15 protein-coding genes and 1 pseudogene are annotated in these 20,460 nt (G+C 63.4%); 7 read left to right on the plus strand and 9 right to left on the minus strand.

Annotated features, from left to right (window positions below; translation table 11 throughout):
* The 4 genes and pseudogenes from FE263_RS22295 to tnpC form a co-directional block, all read left to right on the plus strand.
* Positions 1-756, plus strand: a pseudogene (locus FE263_RS22295) (hypothetical protein); the annotation flags it as partial.
* A gap of 272 nt (positions 757-1,028) precedes the next feature.
* Positions 1,029-1,376 (plus strand): IS66-like element accessory protein TnpA, encoded by a 348-nt coding sequence (tnpA, locus tag FE263_RS20690; RefSeq protein ID WP_138327948.1) that lies wholly within the window; start codon positions 1,029-1,031, stop codon positions 1,374-1,376.
* Positions 1,373-1,720, plus strand: coding sequence for an IS66 family insertion sequence element accessory protein TnpB (gene tnpB, locus FE263_RS20695; RefSeq protein WP_138327949.1), 348 nt, complete (start codon positions 1,373-1,375; stop codon positions 1,718-1,720). Before tnpA ends, tnpB begins: the two co-directional genes overlap by 4 nt.
* 57 nt (positions 1,721-1,777) lie before the next feature.
* Complete coding sequence (gene tnpC / locus FE263_RS20700; protein ID WP_138327950.1) at positions 1,778-3,445, plus strand: IS66 family transposase; 1,668 nt, start codon at positions 1,778-1,780, stop codon at positions 3,443-3,445.
* 327 nt (positions 3,446-3,772) lie between these two features.
* Here tnpC and FE263_RS20705 read toward each other — a convergent pair whose 3' ends face one another.
* The 9 genes from FE263_RS20705 to FE263_RS20745 all read right to left on the minus strand — a co-directional run bounded on the left by FE263_RS20705 (position 3,773) and on the right by FE263_RS20745 (position 18,616).
* Positions 3,773-4,591: a hypothetical protein gene (locus FE263_RS20705; protein ID WP_138327951.1), complete on the minus strand. Its 819-nt coding sequence runs from the start codon at positions 4,589-4,591 to the stop codon at positions 3,773-3,775.
* Between the two features lie 851 nt (positions 4,592-5,442).
* The gene (locus FE263_RS22855; protein ID WP_138327952.1) at positions 5,443-5,892 is read right to left on the minus strand and encodes a recombinase family protein; all 450 of its coding nucleotides are present in this window, start codon (positions 5,890-5,892) and stop codon (positions 5,443-5,445) included.
* 92 nt (positions 5,893-5,984) lie between these two features.
* Positions 5,985-9,083: a type I restriction endonuclease subunit R gene (locus FE263_RS20715; protein WP_138327953.1), complete on the minus strand. Its 3,099-nt coding sequence runs from the start codon at positions 9,081-9,083 to the stop codon at positions 5,985-5,987.
* The gene (locus FE263_RS20720; RefSeq protein ID WP_138327954.1) at positions 9,080-10,393 is read right to left on the minus strand and encodes a restriction endonuclease subunit S; all 1,314 of its coding nucleotides are present in this window, start codon (positions 10,391-10,393) and stop codon (positions 9,080-9,082) included. Before FE263_RS20720 ends, FE263_RS20715 begins: the two co-directional genes overlap by 4 nt.
* Positions 10,390-12,225 carry a type I restriction-modification system subunit M gene (locus FE263_RS20725; protein WP_138327955.1) on the minus strand — a complete coding sequence of 612 codons (1,836 nt, stop codon included), beginning with the start codon at positions 12,223-12,225 and terminating at the stop codon, positions 10,390-10,392. Before FE263_RS20725 ends, FE263_RS20720 begins: the two co-directional genes overlap by 4 nt.
* Positions 12,222-12,749, minus strand: a complete 528-nt coding sequence (locus FE263_RS20730) for a GNAT family N-acetyltransferase (RefSeq protein WP_138327956.1) — start codon at positions 12,747-12,749, stop codon at positions 12,222-12,224. The genes FE263_RS20725 and FE263_RS20730 overlap by 4 nt, the downstream gene beginning before the upstream one ends.
* Before the next feature lie 7 nt (positions 12,750-12,756).
* Positions 12,757-13,056, minus strand: a complete 300-nt coding sequence (locus FE263_RS20735; RefSeq protein WP_138327957.1) for a type II toxin-antitoxin system TacA family antitoxin — start codon at positions 13,054-13,056, stop codon at positions 12,757-12,759.
* Between the two features lie 186 nt (positions 13,057-13,242).
* The gene (locus FE263_RS20740; protein WP_138327958.1) at positions 13,243-15,030 is read right to left on the minus strand and encodes a DUF262 domain-containing protein; all 1,788 of its coding nucleotides are present in this window, start codon (positions 15,028-15,030) and stop codon (positions 13,243-13,245) included.
* A gap of 205 nt (positions 15,031-15,235) precedes the next feature.
* Positions 15,236-18,616, minus strand: a complete 3,381-nt coding sequence (locus FE263_RS20745) for an AAA family ATPase (RefSeq protein WP_205880483.1) — start codon at positions 18,614-18,616, stop codon at positions 15,236-15,238.
* Between the two features lie 298 nt (positions 18,617-18,914).
* Between FE263_RS20745 and FE263_RS20750 the strand changes: the two genes are divergently transcribed.
* From FE263_RS20750 to FE263_RS20760, 3 genes are read left to right on the plus strand one after another with little or no spacing between them, the layout of a single operon-like run.
* Complete coding sequence (locus tag FE263_RS20750; protein WP_138327959.1) at positions 18,915-19,190, plus strand: HU family DNA-binding protein; 276 nt, start codon at positions 18,915-18,917, stop codon at positions 19,188-19,190.
* Between the two features lie 32 nt (positions 19,191-19,222).
* On the plus strand, positions 19,223-19,759 hold the full coding sequence (locus FE263_RS20755) for a hypothetical protein (protein WP_138327960.1): 537 nt from the start codon (positions 19,223-19,225) through the stop codon (positions 19,757-19,759).
* A complete protein-coding gene (locus tag FE263_RS20760; protein WP_205880484.1) occupies positions 19,713-20,444 on the plus strand; it encodes an alpha/beta hydrolase family protein in 732 nt (243 codons plus the stop codon). The genes FE263_RS20755 and FE263_RS20760 overlap by 47 nt, the downstream gene beginning before the upstream one ends.
* Positions 20,445-20,460: the final 16 nt, after the last annotated feature.

Below are 20,460 nucleotides of genomic sequence, written 5' to 3' on the forward strand. Positions count from 1 at the left end.
GGGGACACCTTCATCTACAACGCCGGCTACGGTCAGCTGGAGATCAACGAGAACGGCAACGGGCTGAATGTCCTGCATCTGGGAAACGATGTGCAAGAGGGGGGCGTCGCGGTCTCTACTTCCGGCTCAAACGTTCTGCTCACTGATGGTGTCGCCGGGGATCGCGTTCAGCTTGACAGCGAGACAAATGGGCCTGGACAAGGGGTTTCGGCTATCGACTTCGCCGATGGCACAAGTTGGTCTCAAACCCAGCTCCAGTTTCTCTGCAGCCACGGCTCGACTGGTTCCGAAGTTCTGCAGGGAACTATGACTAGTGACATTCTCGATGGCCGCGGCGGCACCGACACCCTGATCGGAGGCGGGGGTAATGACACATATATCTTCAAGGCAGGCTATGGTTCGTTGACCATCGAGAATGGCACATCTACGGGATTGGCAGCTGCCGGGCAGCTCGATCTCAGCAGCGGGCTTACCGCCAGCAACCTCTGGTTCAGCCAGAGCGGTGACGATCTCCTAATGCAGGTAATCGGATCCGCCGATGTTGTGGATGTCAAAGGGTGGTTCGGGGGTAACGCGTCTGCGGCATTGACGAAGATACTCGGTGGCGACGGCAGAACCCTCGATAGCGGTATCGATCAACTTGTATCGGAGATGGCCAGCTACCAGACGTCGCATTCTCTCTTCAACGCCGCAACAGCCACAGCAATGCCCACCGATCCGACCCTCCGTTCGGCACTGGCGACTGCCTGGCACTAATCCACCAAATTGTAAGCGGCTGACCCCAAAGCTAGCTCAGCCGATACGTGTGACGTGGTCTATGAGTGCTCCCGACGCAGCCTCGCTTATAGATGGCCTAAGAGACCGTTTGAAAATGGTTGTGGCGGCTCGGGCTGGGGTGATTCAAGCTCTGGATGTGGACACCGGAGAGCCGTCTCCCTCCGGTGAGGGCCGCCCGCCTTGGTTCTGGGGTTTGAGCCAGTCTGATCGGGTCACAACGATAGTGTGTGTAAGTGTCCACGATCGAGATAATGGACACTATCAAGCGTCGGCGGCGAGCCTGGCCTGAGCCGCTCAAGCGAGAGATCGTCGCGGCGGCGTTCGCGCCAGATGCGTCGGTCTCGGCGGTGGCGCGGCAGTATGACGTCAATACCAACCTCGTCTTCTCTTGGCGTCAGCAATTTAGTGCGCCGATTGAGACCGCGCCGCAGCTTGTGCCGGTGACGATCAGGCCCGATGTGCCGCTCACCAGTGCGTCTTCGGCTGCCCACGACATGATCGAGATCGAGCTTCCGAGTAGGTGTCGCGTGCGCGTCGGCCCGGACGTCAAACCCGCGGCGCTGCGGCTGGTGTTGGACGCGCTGGAGCGGCGGCGTTGATCGCGTTCCCGGCGAGCGTGCGCGTCTGGATCGCGGTCGGGCGCACCGACATGCGGCGCGGGATGGATGGTCTCGCTTTGCAGGTCCAGCAGGCGCTCGGGCGGGATCCGCACGCCGGTGACCTTTACGTCTTCCGCGGCACGCGCGGCGACCTAGTCAAGATCCTCTGGCACGACGGGATCGGCATGTCGCTCTACGCCAAGCGGCTCGAGAGCGGCCGGTTCTGCTGGCCCACACCGACCGACGGCGCGGTCGAGATCTCGGCCGCACAGCTCGCCTACATGCTGGACGGGATCGACTGGAGAAACCCGCGCTACACGTTCCGGCCAACCGCTGCAGGATAAGGCTGGAGCTGTCGATTTCACGAGTCACGGCCCCGCTTTTATGATTCCATTGCCGTCATGGTCAGCGTCTCCGAGGCCCTGCCGGACGATGTCGACGCGCTCAAGGCCGCGCTGCTGGCCGAGCGCGCCGGCCGGCGCGATGCCACCGACCGGGCGCTCGAGCTCGAGGCCGAGATGGCCGCGGCGCGGGCCCATGCCTCCGATGACCAGGCGCTGATCGCCCACCAGCAGCTCCAGATCGCCAAGCTCAAGCACGAGCTCTACGGCCAGCGCTTGGAGCGCTCCGCCCGGCTGATCGCGCAGATGGAGCTCGGGCTCGAGGAGCTCGAGGCCGACGCCACCGCCGACGGGATCGCCGCCGAGCAGGCCGCCGCCCGCGCGACCAACGTGGCCCCGTTCACCCGCAGGCGACCCTCACGCCAGCCCTTTCCCGAGCACCTGCCGCGCCACCGGGTGGTGGCACCCGCGCCCACAAACTGCCTGTGTTGCGGCAGCGACCGGCTACGATTGCTCGGCGAGGACACCACCAAGACGCTGGAGGTGATCCCGCGGCAGTGGATCGTCCTCGAATACGTCCGCGAGAAGTTCACCTGCCGCGACTGCGACAAGATCAGCCAGGCGCCCGCACCCTTTCACGTCACCGCCCGCGGCTGGGCTGGGCCGAGCCTGCTGGCCATGATCATGTTCGAGAAGTTCGGCCAGCATCAGCCGCTGAACCGGCAGGCGGAGCGCTACGCCCGCGAGGGCGTCCCCCTCAGCCTCTCCACCCTGGCCGACCAGGTAGGCGCCTGCTGTGCCGTGCTCCAGCCACTCCTGCTGCGGCTCGAGGCCCATGTCCTCGCGGCCGAGCGGCTGCATGGTGACGACACCGTCGTGCCGGTGCTCGCTCACGGCAAGACTGACATCGCACGATGTTGGGTCTACGTGCGCGACGACCGGCCGTTCGGCGGCCACGAGCCACCTGCGGCCATGTTCCGCTACTCGCGCGATCGCAGCGCACAGCACCCGCAGGCCCATCTGGCAGACTACACCGGTCTGCTCCAGGCGGACGCCTATAGCGGCTATGGCAAGCTCTACGAGCCTGGGCGCAAGCCGGGGCCGATCCTCGAGGCGGCGTGCTGGGCGCATGCGCGACGACCGTTCTTCAAGCTGGCCGATGTCGAGCAGAGCGCCCGCCGTCGCGCTCGGGGAGAGCCAGCAGGCGCCATCTCGCCGATCGCGTTGGAGGCCGTGCGTTGCATCGACGCGCTCTTCGCGATCGAGCGCGGGATCAACGGGCAGTCTGCGGAGCACCGCCGGGTCGTCCGCCAGGAGCTGTCCGCACCTCTGGTCGCGAACCTCGAGAGCTGGATGCGCGAGCAGCGCCCGAAGCTCTCGCGCGGCACCGATCTCGCCCGCGCGATGGACTACATGCTCAAACGCTGGACGTCGTTCAGCCGGTTCCTCGACGATGGGCGCATCTGTCTCTCCAACAACGCGGCCGAGCGGGCACTCCGCGGCATCGCGCTGGGTCGGAAATCCTGGCTGTTCGCGGGCTCAGATCGCGGCGGACAAGGTGCAGCGGCAATGTATTCCCTGATCGTCACGGCCAAGCTGAACAATGTCGACCCGCAGGCGTGGCTCGCCGACGTGCTTTCCCGCATCGCCGAGCATCCCGTCCAGAGGCTCGACGAGCTTCTCCCGTGGAACTGGCAGCCTCGCCCAGTCGCCTGCAAGGCAGCCTGATCAAAACTGCCAAGACGGCAACGCGACGCCGCTCCCCACGAGCGACATAGCGCTTACTGCGGTCTTTACCGGGTGCATACTATGCGAATGCCAAAGCGTACGCCTCTGTTCTCACGGCGGCGCCAACAGTCCGGCCTAACAGGACCATTCTAGGCTTAGCCTTCTCATGAAAGCCGACGTCACGCACAACAAAAGAAAAGCTTTCCGGGGAAAGCCTTCACTGGCGAACGAGAGCTGCAATACTAGGGAGGCTCTATATAGCCTGGCATCTATTTACCCAAAACGACGTAGACTTTATCACTAAGTAGCTCACCCTTTATATAGGATTTAATCGAGCAAGGCGAACTTAGGCGTTTTGAAGACAGACCCTACTGGGCCAGCGCCATGAAAACTATAAGAGCGGTTTGCATCGTAGAAAGCGTCGCATTGAAGAGCCCGTTTTACCTCCTCACGCCGAGAGAGAACAACCTCCGGGTGATTCTCGAGATCATCGATATTTTCAGTTAGCTGTACGTAGACCTTGTCACTGCCTACGCGCTCGACTTTCGCTGCCGGAAGATTGAGGATGGTATCAAGGCCAAACATTTCAATATACGCTTGTCCAAACAGCGTTCCCCAAAATATGTCCGGCAGCCAATGACGCAACACATGTGTAGTCAAATAGAGGTCACTGAAAGGCATTGCGTAACTCGCCCTGGCGCGTTCCTTGTAAGTCCCTGTAACCGCTTCAATAATACCGAGATCCGCATCTAATTCAGCCGATGCCCTCAGCAAGTTCCCGACCCAAAACTCTGTCTTACACTCCTTGAGCTCGCCGCTAATGGTGAAGATAGAATGAGTGTCCAAGCAAGACGGCACTTTGCTAATCCATCGTCCGGCTAGCGAACACAGCAACTTGGGTGAGCTATTCCGTTGCCAACCAATTTGACTCCCAGACGGTAAATCGCCGGCCTCACTTAGTGCGCGACTAAAATCGCTATGAAAAAAGACTAACTCGTCCGGCTCTCCCCATCCCCACTTGGTGGGAAGCGTTTCAGGATTAGCAGCCATGAAAGCCTCGGCAACTTTTTGCATTGCACCCGCTTGGAGAAGAGACTTTCGGCCGAGGGCTTGCATGATGAGCGGTTGATTTAGCTTAATCATCAATTATGGTCCGATTTCCGTTACTGTTTCATAAGTAAAGACGTCAGTGTTAAGCCTTCGGCCCTAAAAGCTCAATCATTCGGTACCCATTTCGAGAAGGTGTTGGTAGCCGGGTCAAATACATCGATCTGACCCATACTCCGCGCAATGGCAGCCTGGAGTGGCTTAGAGATACTGACGTTCTTAAAAGAAATTCACGCTCGTTCAACTGACCCTGTAGATTTTGATTTTGCTATTTTGCATGCTGTGCGTGAGAGCAAGAGTCTCACGAGCAAATTTTATCTCTGGGAAATGAAGTACAACGCTAAATCTAGGACGTGGGACGATGTTCATATTAACACTCAAGTTGGAAGTTCATCATTAGTATTAACAAGAGGAACCGGGGGTTCCCATATAAGGCATGCCGTGGAAGCATGGAAGAAATCTTCATCAGGTGGAACTAGGAGGGCTATATTTTCAGCTTTCTGTGATGCCGTTCTTGGTGCAGCTGATATGAGAAGCGGAGGTGCGCCACAGTTAGTTGGATTATACAGAGACGGACCTGGCCAAAAGTTCGGGTTTGTTGTTGATGGACAACGTTACTTTCTTGGATCGCCAGTGCCATTCGGCACCGAGTTAACCATTGAATGGCGCGACAGGTTGTTTCAACGCATTGATGGGACTTCGCTCGCTTTGGTGTCAGGAGCGCCACAACAGCCACGGCCGAAGGACGTATGAACACCGTTCGAAGCTGATGGAGGTTCGTCTATATCAGTTTCCTACCCAAACCGGCGGTAGGCGTGCCGAAAACTAACGTTTGATGCACGAGCTAAAGACCGTTCGAGCATACGGCCCTATGCGCCTTTGGTTCCGCATCAATCCGTGCATCTATCTACCGCCCGCAAACCCCACTCCGCCTTGTGTTTATGCTGAATCGAACTTTCGGGTCCGTTACTACCAGACCCCCCAGGTTGCGCTCCATCTCGGCGAAGACGGCGCCACTCACTCTGCAGCATAGCCTTGCCCTTGACGGAGGCTGGGTCGATGCCGTCCTGGCACGAACGGAGGTGGATGCCTTCGGTCTCGAACTGCTCCAGCAGGTTGACGAGTTGATGGGTGATGCGGCCGAGCCGGTCGAGGCGCCAGACCACCAGGATGTCGCCGCGACGCAAATGCGACAGCGCGGTCGCAAGCCCGGGCCGGTCGGCGCGGGCGCCGGACGCGCGGTCCTCGAACACGCGGTGGCAGCCAAGATGGGCTAGAGCATCGCGCTGGAGGTCAACCTTCTGATCCTCGATCGAGACGCGGCCGTAGCCGATCAGCACGCCGGTATCCGGTTGGGGCAAGAGGGGAAAGCGGCGCGTCGTTCGTGCCTAATCTCGCTCATGCAAGATGAGCGAGAAAGTTGTCGATCGGCTCACTGGGGATGGGCGCGCCGAAGCTCCTCCCAGAGCTCACCCGGGCCGAGCAGCGTCGACAGAATGCGAGCACGGATGCCCTCCGAACCCAGAGCCTGTTTGCTCATCTCCTGATGGGCGGTCATCGCGTCCATGATCGCGTTTGTCAGCTCCCGCCCCAGGTCGGGCGAGCTGCTGAACTGCTGCTTGGAATTGGCAGCTGCCTGCTCCCGCAGCGTCTTGCTTTCCAGCATTTTGGCTTCGAGCACGCCGTGATACGCAACGGCGTCGCCCTCGGTAATGTCGCCCTCGAACAGGTCGTTGATGGCACGGATGATCTCGGCCAGACGCAGCTTGTGCTTGTCCTGCACCGCGCCTGACCCCGCCTCTGTCACTGACTGCAAGGGCTCGGCTAGATCGCCCCCCAGTAGATTGACCTGCTGTTGCCCCAGGTCGCGCATCCGGTGATGCGTCAGCCGCAGCGCTGACAGGTCCACGCCATCGCGCTCGCGCCCGAACTCCAGCAGCGGCGCCAGCATGCGCGTGAACAATTGCAGCTTCTCGTAATAGGTGTTCCCGTAATCGAACATCTGTCCCATGAACTCATACACTCGCACGTAGGTGCCCAGGTCCGCCCGGAACAGGCGCAGGGCATCCATCTCCCCCTTTGCTCCACTCTGAGCCCCGCTACCCTCCGGCGCTGCACGGAACGCTGCCTGCGCCTCCTTGTAGCGCGTCAGCAGACGGTTGCTGACCGGGCCGATTGCGGCATCCAGCTGTCCTTGCGTGCCCTTGGGGTCAACTACCACGACGGCCACCCGCTCGACTTCGAAGACGTCGTAATAGCCCGTCGCATCCAGCTTGGCCTTCAGGTCCAAGACCACGTTCGGGTTGCTGACATCGGCCAGCTCGGCCGTCGCGTGATACTGCTTGAACGCCGCCAGGACATCCTGGGGCTCGTTGACGAAATCGACGACGAAGGTCGAGTCCTTCCCGGGATGGGCACGGTTCAAGCGCGACAGCGTCTGCACCGCCTGGATGCCGCCCAGCATGCGGTCGACATACATGGCGTACAACAACGGCTGGTCGAACCCGGTCTGAAACTTATTGGCAACGATCAAGATGGAGAACTCGTCGGTCTTGAAGGCCTCGCGGATGTCGCGGCCGCTCAAGCGCGGGTTCATCGTGCGCTCGTTCAACGGCCCTTCACCGCTTTCCGGGTCGTCCACGTCACCAGAGAATGCGACCAGCAGGCCGATGGGATAGTGGCGCTGGGCGATGTAGCGCTCCATCGCCCGCGTCCAGCGCACAGCCTCCTTGCGGCTGCCCGTCACCACCATCGCCTTCGCGTGGCCGCCGAGCAGGTGGGACACAGTCTGGCGAAAGTGCTCAACGACGATCTGCACGCGGGACGCAATATTGACGGGATGCAGGCGGACCCAGCCCATGATGCCCTTGCGGGCCTCGCTGGCATCCACCTCCTCCTCGGTAATCACCTCGCCATCATGCGTCAGCTGAAACGCCATCTTGTAGGAGGTGTAGTTCCGCAGTACGTCGAGGATGAACCCTTCCTCGATGGCCTGGCGCATGGAATAGACGTGGAACGGGCGCGGCAGGTTGTCGGCGGCGGCCGGGCGCCGCGGGTCCAGCCGCGTGCCAAACAGCTCCAGCGTCTTGGCCTTCGGGGTCGCCGTGAAGGCCAGGAAGCTAATGCCCGCATCCTGGGCCACCCGGCTCGCCATCCTGGCGGCCAGCAGGTCCTCCACCCCAACCTCGCCCCCGTCCTCCAGCGCCGCGAGTTCCTCGGCGGTCAGCACCGTCTTGAGGTCCGAGGCGGCCCGGCCCGACTGCGAGGAATGCGCCTCGTCCGCAATCACCGCGAACCGCTTGCCCTCGGTCGCGGCCAGCTCGCGCACCTTGTCCAGCGCGAAGGGGAAGGTCTGGATGGTGCAGACAACGATTTTCTTCCCGGTGGCGAGGGCTTCGGCCAGCTCGGTGCTCTTGGCCGCGCCCTCTCCCTTCACCACGGCGACGACGCCCTTCGTGCGCTCCAGCGCCAGGATGGCTTCCTGCAACTGCGTGTCCAGCACCGTGCGGTCGCTGACCACGATCACGCTGCTGAACACCTTGGCCTGTGCCGCGTCATGCAGGTCCGCCAGGAAATGCGCCGTCCAGGCGATCGAGTTCGTCTTGCCCGACCCGGCCGAGTGCTGGATCAGGTAGCGGCCCCCTGGCCCCTCGTCGCGCACGGCCGCCAGGATGGCGCGGGTCGCATCGAGCTGGTGGAAGCGGGGGAACAGCCAATCTACCAAGCGCTTCTTGTCATCGCGCACCGGGGTGATGTAGCGGCCCAGTATGTCCAGCCAGCCCTCCCGCTCCCACACCTGATCCCACAGATAGGCGGTGGCGGTACCGGCAGGGTTCGGCGGGTTTCCAGCCGCGCCGCCGTTGCCCTTGTTGAACGGCAGGAACCTGCTGTCGGCCCCGGCCAGCCGGGTGCACATCCGCACCTCGCTGTTGCTGACAGCGAAGTGGACGAAGGCACCGCCGGGGAAGCCCAGCAGCGGCTCCGGCGTGTTCTTGCCAGGCATGCGGGGTGGCCGGTCGTGGCGGTACTGGTCCACCGCATCAGCGGCCGACTGCGTGTAGTCGCTCTTCAGCTCCGCCGTCACGACCGGGATGCCGTTCAGGAACAGCACGAGGTCGATGCTCTGCTCGCCATGCAAGGAGTAGCGAACCTGGCGGACGACGCGTAGGCGGTTGGCGGCATACTGCGTGGCGAGGGTGGCGTTCATCCCGAGCGCCGGCCGGAACTGCGCGACCGCAACGGCCTTCTTCAACCCAGCGATATCGACACCCCCGCGTAGCACAGCAAGCAGCCCGGCCTTGTCCAGCGTGTCCCGCACCCGGTCACCCAGCACGTCCGGGATGATGCTGCGGGCCGCCATCGCCGCCCAGGCGTCCGGCTGCGTCTGCTCGATCCAGGCCAGCAGGTCGGGCATGAACAGGGCGCGCTTGCGATCGTATAGCGCCGCGTCATTCTCGGCGTAGAGCCAGCCCTGGGCAGCGAGATGCTGGCAGACGCCGTCCTCGAAGGCTCGCTCCTTGTGGATGCTCATTCAGCGGCCAAGGCAGGCCCTGTGGCGGGGGCGGGGGCACGCACGTCCAGCTTGCCGGTTACTGCGGCAGAGATAAGCGCGGCTCGTCGTTCGTGCAGCAGGCCTCGTGCAATCTCCGCCTCACTAATCAGTTGCCCGATGCTCGGCAGCACCCCAGCTAAGTACTCAACAATCCGCTGCTGTTCGGCGCTTGAGGGTTGCGGTACCTTCAGCTTGCGCAGCATCTCAAGGGTGATCTCCTTGAAGGTGGTTCCCTTTGCGATAGACGCAAAGTGCTGCTGACACGGAACCGAGTTCAGAACATAGCAGAGGAATTTTCCCAGAATGTTTCTGCCTGGTTCAATCTTTGCCGTTCCCTGCGTAAGATTGCCGCCAGCAAGCTCAGGGGGGACGATCAACGTTTTGCCGATGCTGGCCCGGATCGCGATGACGAGGTCACCAGCTTTGATGCTTGATCGCTCATAGGCCGCCGCAATCTCAGGCGTTGTTCGCAAGTAGCCGGTGAGCGGCAACTCAGTGCCTCTCATATCGGAAGTCCGAACGTAGGGTATGCCGCCTTCGATATCAGGGCCGGCCTGAACGATCCCGTAGGTGATCGTCGAAGCCGGCGCTTTAAGCACGTTCGTCGTGGCAACAGACCAATGCGCCGGCACCTGCCCCAGCCATTCCACGCCGCTGTCCTTCATCGGCACGGTTGGGTCGAGGCCCCTGGTGACGGCGTTCGCGATGCCGGTCTGCCGCTTCTCCTCGAGTAGGACGAGAAGGCGCTCCTGCTCCGCCACAAGCGCATCGATCTTGGCCGTCTCGCGGTCAAGGAAGGCGGCGATGGCTTGAGCACGGAAAGGCTCGAAGGGCACAGGCACTTCGACTTCGGCGTAACGCTGTCCGTTGAAGTTCGATATCGTGCTCTCTACTGCCGCGCTCTTAACTTGATCGAGAAATCCATCTGACTTCGTAAACCAGAAAAGAAATCTACGTAAATACGGCTCCTTGGGTCTAAACCTAATGAGGTAGCCAGCAAACGCACATGGGCCGTGGCTGGACAAGTCATAGAGAAATGAGCGTCCTATGGTGCCGCTACGAGAAAGAAGCAGGTCGCCGTCGGCGAGCGTCTCGGAAACCGCGTCGGGTGAGACAAAGACTCCCTCCTCCAATAGCTGGCCGGACGCCCCATCAATATCCGTCGTTCGGATAAACCTCAAACCCTGCGGAACGTATGCCGACGCAGGAATATTCTCTCCATACACAGGGCCGCCAGTGCAAAGCCATTTTAGCTTCCAGTTTGTCCAATCCTTCGAGAGCAAACTCACGCCGCCAGCCCGTCCAGCATCGCCCGCATCCGGTCCGTGCTGGCCTTTAGGTCCGCGTCGATCTCCGCCAAGGGGCGCGGTGGCTCAAAGACGTAGAAATGCCGCGTGAACGGGATCTCGTAGCCGATCCGGGTCCGCGTCTCGTCCACCCAGGCATCCGGCACGTGCGGCAGCACCTCGCGCGCCACATAGGCTTCGACGTCCTCCGCCAGCGGCACATTCTCCGTATCGCGCAACGCCGGGTCCGGCACGGGCTTGCCTTTCCCTTTGCCTTTCTGCGCCAGCACCGGCGGCCCCTTGGCCTCGCGTAAGGGCCGCTCGACGGTGATGCTGCGATAGCCGAACGCCTCGGTGCGGAACAGCAGGGACAGCGGCGCCAGCCTGACCTTGCCGCCAGCGGGCGCCGCCGGCGCCGCCTCTCCCTCCATCACCACCGCCTGCGTCGTACGGCCGTCCGCATCGGTCAGCGTCACCAGCCGGGCGGGCTGGCAGGCGCTGAACAGCCGGGTTACGGTCGCGATGTGCTCGGCGCTCATCCGGCGGCGCTTGCTCCCCAGGCTACGGCGCATCTTCTCCCACAGGGCCGAGGCGTCGATCAACTGCACTAGGCCGCGCCGGGATTGCGGCTTGCGGTTGGTCAGCACCCACACATACGTGCTGATTCCCGTGTTGAAGAACATGTCCGTCGGCAGCGCCACGATGGCCTCAACCAAGTCGTTTTCCAGCAGGTAGCGCCGGATTTCGCTGGCGCCCGACCCGGCTCCGCCCGTGAACAGCGGCGAGCCGTTCAGGACGATGCCGATACGGCTGCCGCCCTCCTGCGCCGGGCGCATTTTAGCGACCAGGTTGAGCAGAAACAGCATCTGCCCGTCGGATACGCCCGGTAGGCCGGGGCCGAAACGCCCGGCGAATCCTAGCTGCTCGTGCTCCTTCGTGACCTCCGCCTGCACCTTCTTCCAGTCGGACCCGTAGGGCGGGTTGGCTAGCATGTAGTCGAAGCGGCGGCCGACGTGCCCGTCCTCGGACAGGGTGTTGCCGGGCACGATGTTCCTGACATCCTGACCCTTGATGAGCATGTCTGCCTTGCAGATGGCATAGCTCTCGTCGTTCAGCTCCTGTCCGTAGAGCACGATGGTAGCTTGCGGGTTGTAGCCGACGACGAACTCCTCGCCGGAGGAGAGCATGCCACCTGTCCCGGCCGTGCAGTCATACAGGGTGCGGACCACGCGGTTGCCGGGGGTGAGGATCTCGTCATCCTCAATGAACAGCAGGTTGACCATCAGCTCGATGGCGTCTCGGGGCGTGAAGTGCTCGCCGGCGGTCTCGTTCGACAGATCAGCGAACTTGCGGATCAGCTCCTCGAACACGAGTCCCATGTCGTGATTGGTGACACGGGCGGGGCTGAGGTCGAAGGCGGCGAAGCGCTCGGTGACCTTGTAGAGCAACTTGGCCTTCCGCAGCCGCTCGATCTGCACGTCGAAACCGAATCGCTCGAAAATGTCGCGCACCACGGGCGGGAAGGCGGCAATGTAGGCTTCCATGTTGGCGCCGATATGGTCGGGGTCGCCGAGCAGCTTGGGCAGATCGAGCAGGGAGGCGTTGTAGAAGGGCTGGTTGGCTTTCCGGAGCAGGAAAGGTTCGGGGTTCACCCCCGAGCCTTCGCGGGCCGCGTGCTCCTTCAGCACTGCGTCCTTGGTGGGGGCCAGCACGCAATCCAGGCGCCGCAACACGGTGAATGGCAGGATGACCCTGCCGTATTCCGCCGGCTTGTAGTCTCCACGTAGCAAGTCCGCGACGGACCAGATCAAAGACGACAGTGACGAACCGCTCACGCGCTTGCTCCACTTCTTGATCCGCCTACCAGGGCTGCAAGATCGTCCATGCGCCGAAGAAGCCGAATGGGTGTGCCCGGTATTCGAATGAAGCTTTCCCGTTCGTAGAAGGACGCGGCGGTCTCATCCTTGGCGTCGAGCACCAGGGCAAAAGACGCGATCTCACTGCGGACAGCCCGCGTGATCGCGTCGATCAGCAGAAAGCGACCGAGCCCGACACCACGGGCAGATAGGTCGGTCGCAAGACGCCCGAGGAGGGTTGCCGGCAGGCGCGGATAACGAGGCAGCTTCTTCGCGAGCGCTGCCGGAACCTCGGTCAATTGTATGGACGTGGCGGAGAGCGTGTAGAAGCCGAGTACCGTCACACGGTCGCTGGATGCCACGAAGGGTGCGGCCACGCGGCGGCGCGCATCCTGGCCAGCCTGTTCCCGCAGATACCGGTCGAGAGCCGGCACGCCGCACGAGAAGGCGCTTCGATCATGCTCGGAGCCAAGGGGCTCGATGCAGATAGCCGCAAGGTCCAACGCCCTCTCAGCCGCCCGTCACGGCTCGGTAGCGCCGAACGCTGTCTCGCAGGCGCGCATTGACCGGTGAGGGATTAAGTAGTGCATCGACAAACGCCCGGCTCTCCGCAGCACTCAATACCATGACGTCGTGCGCCTCAACGGTCCGCTTGGCGGCGTCTTGCACGCTGCTGACGACGTAGTCGGTCACGCTGCGACCTTCGAGCTCGGCGGCACGCTGGATCAGCGCTTTCTGATCGGCGGTGATGCGGGCCTCCAAGCGCTCGCCTCGGGTGCGATCGATCGCCTTTCGTGCGGTGTTGGCCATAATAAACCTCCAGGCCAATTGTACGGCCATCTGCCGGCTTGTTCAAGGCATATGCAGATGTAAACGAGGTCATAAGCAACTGCTCAGAACACGTGAGGGCGCCAATTAGCGACAAAGAACGTCCGATCATCCCGAGAGTCACCGGGCAGGCAGCGTGCGTCCACCCTACAGGGCCGAGCGAGGGCGCTACGCTGCCTCGTCCTGGGTTGTGGGCACCGCTACGAGAAGTTTTTGTAACCGCATTTTCATAATGATCCTACGTGCATCAAAGAAGGCCGCGAACTCGATGGCGGAGTCTGGGACGGAGCCGAGGTCGTGCTTTGAGACGAACTCCACTCCTGCAGCCTCAGTCGCGAACGCCGAGGCGAGCCATGCCTTCGGCAGCTTGGCCCGCTTCTCGTTGTTCTCCGCGCCGCCAAGCAGCTGAAGGTTAGGGAGCCTGTTTGTTCTTGCTGAGAGGTCATCGATGGCTTCCGCGGCGATGCCCGCTCTCCGAAGCTGCGCGGGGGTAAGCATCGACTTGGGGAACACGTGATCGACGTGGAAGTGGTTCTTCAGGTCCACAAATGGATAGAGGAAGGACAGTAGAAGGAAGGTGCGGTAGTCGGGGTAGGAAGTGTCCAAAAGAAAATCCACCTCCGCTTCGGAGAACTCCAGGCCCTTCCCACGCGCCTTCATTTCCGCCTCTAGCGCCCTAGCGGGAAACGCTCCGTCCTGGGAGGCCCGGATGACCCCGCGAAGGGCGGTGAGGAGGGTGTCCAATGCACTGCCCCAGATGCCAGACGGCTTCACGAGGGACCGCACCAGCCAGGACTGGATCGCCGCTCTGTCCGCCGCGCGGGAGCCATGGGTGACGAAGTTGTCAGGCGCCCTGAGGCGATGGAGGTAGTATGCAATAGGTAGAAGGGAACTTTCTGCCCACCGCCCTTGGCCGCTTAGGCCGAAGAAAGCAGCCAGCTCCACGGCTAAAATGAGCGCGCGTCGTATGTCCGACCAGCGTTTCTCCAACTCGGCCATGTTTGGCTTCGTGAAGTTCTCCACCTTAAACCCGACGCTGCTGATGTCAGCGAGCATCAGTCCCGCCTTGAGGATGAAATCGTTCGAGAACGTGAAGCCCGTTCCAATCGCGTTCAGGTCGTCGCGGAGCGAATGGATCTCCTTCCGTGCGTCGAGCTCCTGCCACTGCGCCACGGCAATGCTTAGCAGGAGATCGGAGTAGGAGAGGACCGTGCCGCCGCTGTTGAGCCGGATGAAGATCCGCAACACTCGTTCTAGGCTCTGACTATCCTCCTCGTAGTAGGAGACCTTGTTTTCGGCGTGGATTACACGATGCAGGAGGTCGAGGACCTCGTAGGCCGCCGTGGCGTCCTCCTGGGGGACCATCCCGCCGTCGGTTATCAGCGCCTTCGTGACCCACCCGAGCATCGAGGGGCCACTTTTCATAGTCAGGATGGACGGCACCCTGAACCACAAATCCTTCCCCGGAACATAGGCATGCGGCTCATCTAGGAAGCGGAACTGGTAGGCCTCCCCCTCCTCGTCGGGATCGGGCTTGTGGAGGAGATTTAGATACAGATGCTTGACGGGATAAGCATTCTTGTTCGTCTTCCACTTGTTCGGAAGCCGCCAGGCCATTGATCCGCGGAGACCGATGTTAAGCGCCGAGAGGCGCTGCTGGCCGTCAAGCACCGCGGTCAGCTCCCGTCCAGTGATCGGTCCGAGGTCGGGACAGTGTGGGTTGTCCCTCTCGTGGTAATCGCGGACGAAGCCGTAGAACTTGTAGGCCTCCGCGCTCGTCGGCTCGACGCGCCAGAAGAGGAACGTGCCAAAGGGGATGCCTTGCATGATACTATCGAATAGGCGGCAGATCTGGTCAGGCCGCCAGACGAACTCCCGCTGAATCGCGGGCAGGACGTAGCGCCCCGTCTCAATGGCCTGAACCGCGTCCCTCAGCGTGCCGCCCGGCTTGTACATCCGCATCCCCTAGCTATCGAGCCAGGGTAGCAATGCTTGTGCATGGAGCAAGCTAGTAGTAAACGCCCACGTCCAATGTCCGATGACGCAAGCACGGCTTGGGCGGCAAAGTCGCAGGTATCGAAAAGTAGCGACACGGCGGAGCTGGTGCGTCTCCCTGAGCGCTGCGCCAAGTAACCGGCTCTCGCTGTTCTCTCGGGCTGCCCTACATCCTCAGCCCTCGACGCTGCCCTTGCCGTTCGCTCTCGGCCTGACGCTGAGCCGATGCTGCACCAGCCCGCTCCCCAGCCTTCAAGGCCGAGGTTAACTCAGCCACTTGGTCCAGCTCCGGCCGCTGCTCCGGCGTGATCGATCCCGCTGTGACGGCGCCTGCCCGCCCGTCCGCCCGCAGCATGGCGCGCACGCCCTCCTCACCAAACCGCTGCTCCACGGCGGCGCTAAAGGTCCGCAGCTCGCTGGCGACACGCTCATCCGCCTGCACGGCCCACCACGTCCCTGCCCGCGCCTTCTCGTCCGGTGCCGCGGCCACGACGCCGATCGCCGCCTCGGCCGCGGTGGACAGGCGCGGGATGCCGGTCGCGTCCGCCGCACGCTGGGCGTCCACGCCTGTGCGGTAGGTCCGCTCCGCTCTGGCCTCGTCCTCGCCGATCCGCTCCAGGCTCGGCCCGATCGCGCCAGCCGCGCGCTGCGCCGCCTCGCGTTCCGCACGGGCCTTCATCCCAGCAAAGAACCCCTCCTTGCCGCGCAGCTCCCCAAGCTGGAAAGGGTCGGCCGCAGTCCGGGCGGCGGCACTTGTCCACCCTTGGCTCTTGACCAGCTCGTCCAGCGCTGCCCGGGCTGCATGCGGATCACGGTAGGCACCTTGCAGGTAGCTCCAGCGCGCCTCGCGCTCGCGCTGCACCGCCTTGTCGGCCGCCACCACGGCCGCGATCTCGCCGGCACTGGTGCCGCGCCCGAGGCTGTCCCTGCCGTCCGGGGACACGCGCGGCGGGATGAGCCATCCCTCGCCTGCACCCGGCGTGTCCTGCCCCGCCTGTGCCTGCACACGAGCAGGCGTCCCTGTCCTGGCGGCAACACCGGCTGCTGCCGTCCGGTCCCAGAACGCGCGGACCTGCTCGCGCTCGCTGAGCGGTGCGTTAGGCGCCTGATCCCGGCGCACAGGCTCCGCCGCCTTCTGCTTCTCCTCGTCGCGCGGTCGTAGCTCCGGCCTCAACTCGTCCACTGTCGCCCATGCGACGGACGCGGCCCGCACCTCGCCGCGCCCCATCTGCCGCGCGAGCTGGTGGGCATCCCGCGCCGTGTCCTCGGCCACGAACACCTGCGCGCTCTCGCGCTGCCGGGTCAGCGCCACGTAGCTCGCCGCTGCCCGCCAGTGGTGCGTGTGCAGCAGATACGTGTGGTCCAGTGTCTTGCCCTGGCCCTTGTAGATCGTCCCCGCATAGCCGTGCCGGAACCCCTCGAACTCCGCCGCCGCCCACGTGACCTCCCGGCCCGCCGCACCGGCCGCGGCGTCCAGCCGTGCCGTGACCTGCCCGGTGCGCGCGTCAATGCCGGTGATCACCCCGGCGTTGCCGTTGTAGATGTGCCGCTTCTTGTCGGTGTCGGTGAACTGCACCCGGTCCCCGACCGCGAAGTCTGCCGCGCCATGCTTCGTCTCGAGCCGCACGTCCGGGCTGCCCAGCTCGCCGCGCTCGCGCCGCACCTGGCGCAGGTCGGCGTTGATCCGCGACACGTCGGCGTTGGTGTAGGCGAACACGAACCGGCTCGCTTGCGGATCGGCCAGCGTGTCCGCCTTCCAGCGCTCGACCAGCGCCGCGCGCGCCGCCTCCCCGTTTCCGGTCCAGGTGATCGCCCCGTGCCTGTCATACGCAGCCACCGCGCTGTCGAACCGGCCCTCTGCCAGGTCGCGCGCCGCCTCGCGCTGCCAGTCCACCTTCTGCCGCGTCACCTCGGTGATCTCGGCCGCGCCGTGCTGCTTGCGCAGCTCGGTGAACAACCCGCCGCGCTCGATGCTGGCCAATTGCCGGTCGTCGCCGGACAGGATCACCTTGGCGCCGGCACGCTTGGCCTCTGCCAGCACCTCGCCGCTCACCCGGCTGTCCAGCATCGCCGCCTCGTCGACGACCACTACAGTGCGCCGGTCCCAGCTCGTGCGCCCGTTCTTGATTCCGAACAGCGCCGCGTGGACCGTGCCCGCCTCGGTGAAGCCGTCCTCTTTCAGATCCTGCGCCACCGCGTTAGTCGGAGCCAATCCCACGACACGGTAGCCGGCCGCCTCGTGCGCCCCGCGCACCGCTGCCAGCGTGTAGCTCTTGCCCGTGCCGGCCCGGCCCTCGATCAGCTTCAGCCCGCCACCCTCGACCGCGTGCTCGAACGCGGCGCGCTGATCCTCCCGTAGCGTGCGCGATCGCAGCGCCGTATCCTGGTGTCGGGCTTTCACGCCCTGGTGGTGCCGTGCCCCGGCCACGGCCGCCCCATCGGCTAGTGCCACGCGCTCCTGCTCGCGCACTGTGCGGGTGCTGAACCGCCCGGCCGCCTCGCCGGTCTCGCGGTCGTGCAGCACCAGCACATCCTTGTGCCCCAGCACCGCCACCTTGGCAGCGGCAATGTCCTGGGCCTGCCCCGCGTCAGGCGTCCCGTCCGGACCGGCGCCGAGATGCTTGGCGAGGTAGCGATCCAGCTCCCGCTCGGTGAAGGTGGCATTGTTCCGTGTCAGCGCTGCCAGCACCTGCTCTGGGTCCCGCGCGGCCGCCTCGTTCGCCGTGCGCAGCGCCTCCGCACGCTCGACCGCCGGGCTGTCCACCTTGCGCATCCGCACCGGGCCGATGTGCTCGCCCGGGTGCGCCGCCGTCGCGTCCACCCGCAGCTCGATGCCGTGCTCCGCGAAGTAGCGATCCTGATGCGCCCGCCACGTCTCACCCCACGCCTCGGCATCCGTCACTAGGGTACGAGTGCCGGCCCGGCGCACCTCAGGGTCCAGGTCGCGCGCCTTCTTAGCGGCAAGCCGGTCCCCCTCGATCCGCCGCGTGGTAATCAGCAGGTGGGCATGCCAGTTGGTATGATCCCCACCTGTACCCTCGGTCCAGACGCCCTCGCCTTCCCCGCGATCCTTATGCGGCGCGTGCACGTCGAGCTGCACCGCTAGCCCCTTCGAGACAAAATGCTCCTGGGCGAATGAGCGGGCCAGCTCGATCCGGTCCTCGGTCGAGAGCACCCGGTCAGCAGGAAGTGCCAGCACGATCTCACGGGCGACTTGAGCGTCCTTGCGACGCTCGGCGGCCTCGGCAGCGTTCCACAGCGTCGCGTTGTCAGCGAGTCGGGCATCGGTGCCCTCAGGCAGCAGCACTTCGTGGTGCTCGGGGGCATCGCGATGGCGGAAGTGGAACAGCTCGCCGGTCCGCTCAGCCGTGATTGCCTCGCGGGCGTTGTAGGCTGCCGAGCGCACGGCATTGCCGCCGGATGCGCGGGACAGGTAGCGGGCACGGGCGAAGGCGATAGCCATGGCGTGCTGGAAGGCTAGCGCAGGTTTCTGGCTGCCTTCAAGCAGCGTTGCGCAGCAACGCATATTGCGTCTGACCCACTTCATTCGCTTCCAGCTCACTCCGGGAGCAGAACCCGCTGCGCGGTGGTTAAGCTGCTCAACCACGACCACGCCCGTCCCTTGGTCAAAATTTGTCGTCACAGAAACCGGGTGCACCAGCGACGCTGCGCACCAACACGGATGAGGTCGACCCCCCAACCGTCAATCGTTCGTTGCCCACTCCCACCCCCTCGAGTCTCGCCGTTTCAAACCGCCTCTGATCGGACGATGATCCAGCCCGAACAGGTGACAAGCCTTGAGACGTGTGCTTTTCCTCCGCCCAATACCGAGCAGGAACAGTCTCATGAAGACAGCCGACCTCATCGACCATGTGGCAACCAAGACAGGCTTAAATAAGCCGCTCGCGAAGTCAGTCGTCGAAGCAGTGCTCGCTGGAATTTCTGACGCCGCTGCAAAGGGCGAAGAGGTTAGTCTCTCAGGATTCAGAAAGTTCAAAGTCAAGGAGATGCCGGCGCGTCAGGGACGAAATCCCGCTACAGGTGAGGTCATCGAAATCGCCGCATCTCGTAAGATCGGCTTTGCACCAGCAAAGCAGCTCAAAGACGCCCTCGCCGGCTAACCGGCCTCCCCAACCGTCGAGGATTAAGAATAATGGCACGCACAGCCAAAGCGACACGCGCAACTCAGATGGTCACAACCAAGCGTCCCCCAGGACGCCCTCCCGGGTCGAAGAACAAGGTCAAGGCGACGGCTCAACCCGAGACGATGTCCGCAAGAAAGACCGCGCCACCAAAGCAGAAGGTCACCGCGCCTAAGCGTAACGCAGCCGTTTCACGTCCCCCCATGGTCACAAAGGATGAGCTGCGTACCCAGGTGGACAAACTCGAGCGCGCCAACGCAACGCTCCGGACCAAGAACCGGGAAGCCGGACGTGTCGCCAAGGAAGCAGCGGCTCGGATCGAGACGTTGGAAGCACAGGTCGCAAACCTCGAGAGAGCAGCGATCCGCAAGGATGCACCGGCTCGCACACAGGCAACCCGGAATCAGGAAGTCGCGGCTGAGCCGAAGTCGAAGCGGGCGGCACGCGGTAGAAAGTCCGGCAGCTCTCGCACTCCAGAGCCGATGGAAGCGGAAGCCGAGAGTGAGCTCGAAAGCCCAGAAGCGCATTCCGGCGAGGACAAAGAGTAATCCCAACTCCGTGTCAGTTCAGTCGACCCGTATCGCGCTTGATGACCAGCAAAGCGTGTCCGGGCTTCTGCACAAGCCAGCGCAACCCATCGCCTGCTACGTGCTGGCACATGGCGCGGGCGCTGGCATGCAGCACCCGTTCATGAACTCGGTCGCCGACGGTCTCGCCGACCGTCACGTTGCCACGCTGCGTTACCAGTTCCCGTACATGGAGGCTGGCACAAAGCGGCCAGACCGTCCCGCGGTGGCCCAGGGAGCTGTCCAGGCTGCCGTAGAAGGCGCGGCAGGGCTGATGCCCGGCATTCCCTTGTTTGCCGGCGGCAAGTCGTTCGGCGGCCGCATGACCTCACAGGCGCAGGCAGCGACCCCGTTACCCGGAATCCGTGGCCTGATCTTCCTTGGGTTCCCGCTTCATCCCCAAGGAAAGCCCGCATCGACCCGCGCGGACCATTTGAGCCACGTCGCAATTCCCATGCTGTTCCTGCAGGGTGGCCGGGACAAATTGGCCAGCCCGCCGCTTCTGACCCAGGTCACGCATGGTCTGGGCAAGCGGGCGACCCTGATCGTCATCGAGCATGCCGACCATAGTTTCCATGTCCCGGCGCGATCCGGAACAACCGACATGCAGGCGATGACCGTCCTTCTGGATGCGTTGGCCGCGTGGGTTGGTCGGCTCGCGCAGTAGCGGCGCCTTCGTTTCA

It is taken from the genome of Lichenicoccus roseus (genome assembly GCF_005844085.1).
Classification (GTDB): domain Bacteria; phylum Pseudomonadota; class Alphaproteobacteria; order Acetobacterales; family Acetobacteraceae; genus Lichenicoccus; species Lichenicoccus roseus.

Bases quoted from the DNA above. Each gene is read 5' to 3' on its own strand.
- FE263_RS20745 (WP_205880483.1), bottom strand. From the start codon at position 18,616: ATGAAGTGGGTCAGACGCAATATGCGTTGCTGCGCAACGCTGCTTGAA.
- FE263_RS20740 (WP_138327958.1), bottom strand. From the start codon at position 15,030: ATGTACAAGCCGGGCGGCACGCTGAGGGACGCGGTTCAGGCCATTGAG.
- FE263_RS20750 (WP_138327959.1), top strand. From the start codon at position 18,915: ATGAAGACAGCCGACCTCATCGACCATGTGGCAACCAAGACAGGCTTA.
- FE263_RS20755 (WP_138327960.1), top strand. From the start codon at position 19,223: ATGGCACGCACAGCCAAAGCGACACGCGCAACTCAGATGGTCACAACC.
- tnpA (WP_138327948.1), top strand. From the start codon at position 1,029: ATGGACACTATCAAGCGTCGGCGGCGAGCCTGGCCTGAGCCGCTCAAG.
- tnpC (WP_138327950.1), top strand. From the start codon at position 1,778: ATGGTCAGCGTCTCCGAGGCCCTGCCGGACGATGTCGACGCGCTCAAG.
- FE263_RS20735 (WP_138327957.1), bottom strand. From the start codon at position 13,056: ATGGCCAACACCGCACGAAAGGCGATCGATCGCACCCGAGGCGAGCGC.
- FE263_RS20715 (WP_138327953.1), bottom strand. From the start codon at position 9,083: ATGAGCATCCACAAGGAGCGAGCCTTCGAGGACGGCGTCTGCCAGCAT.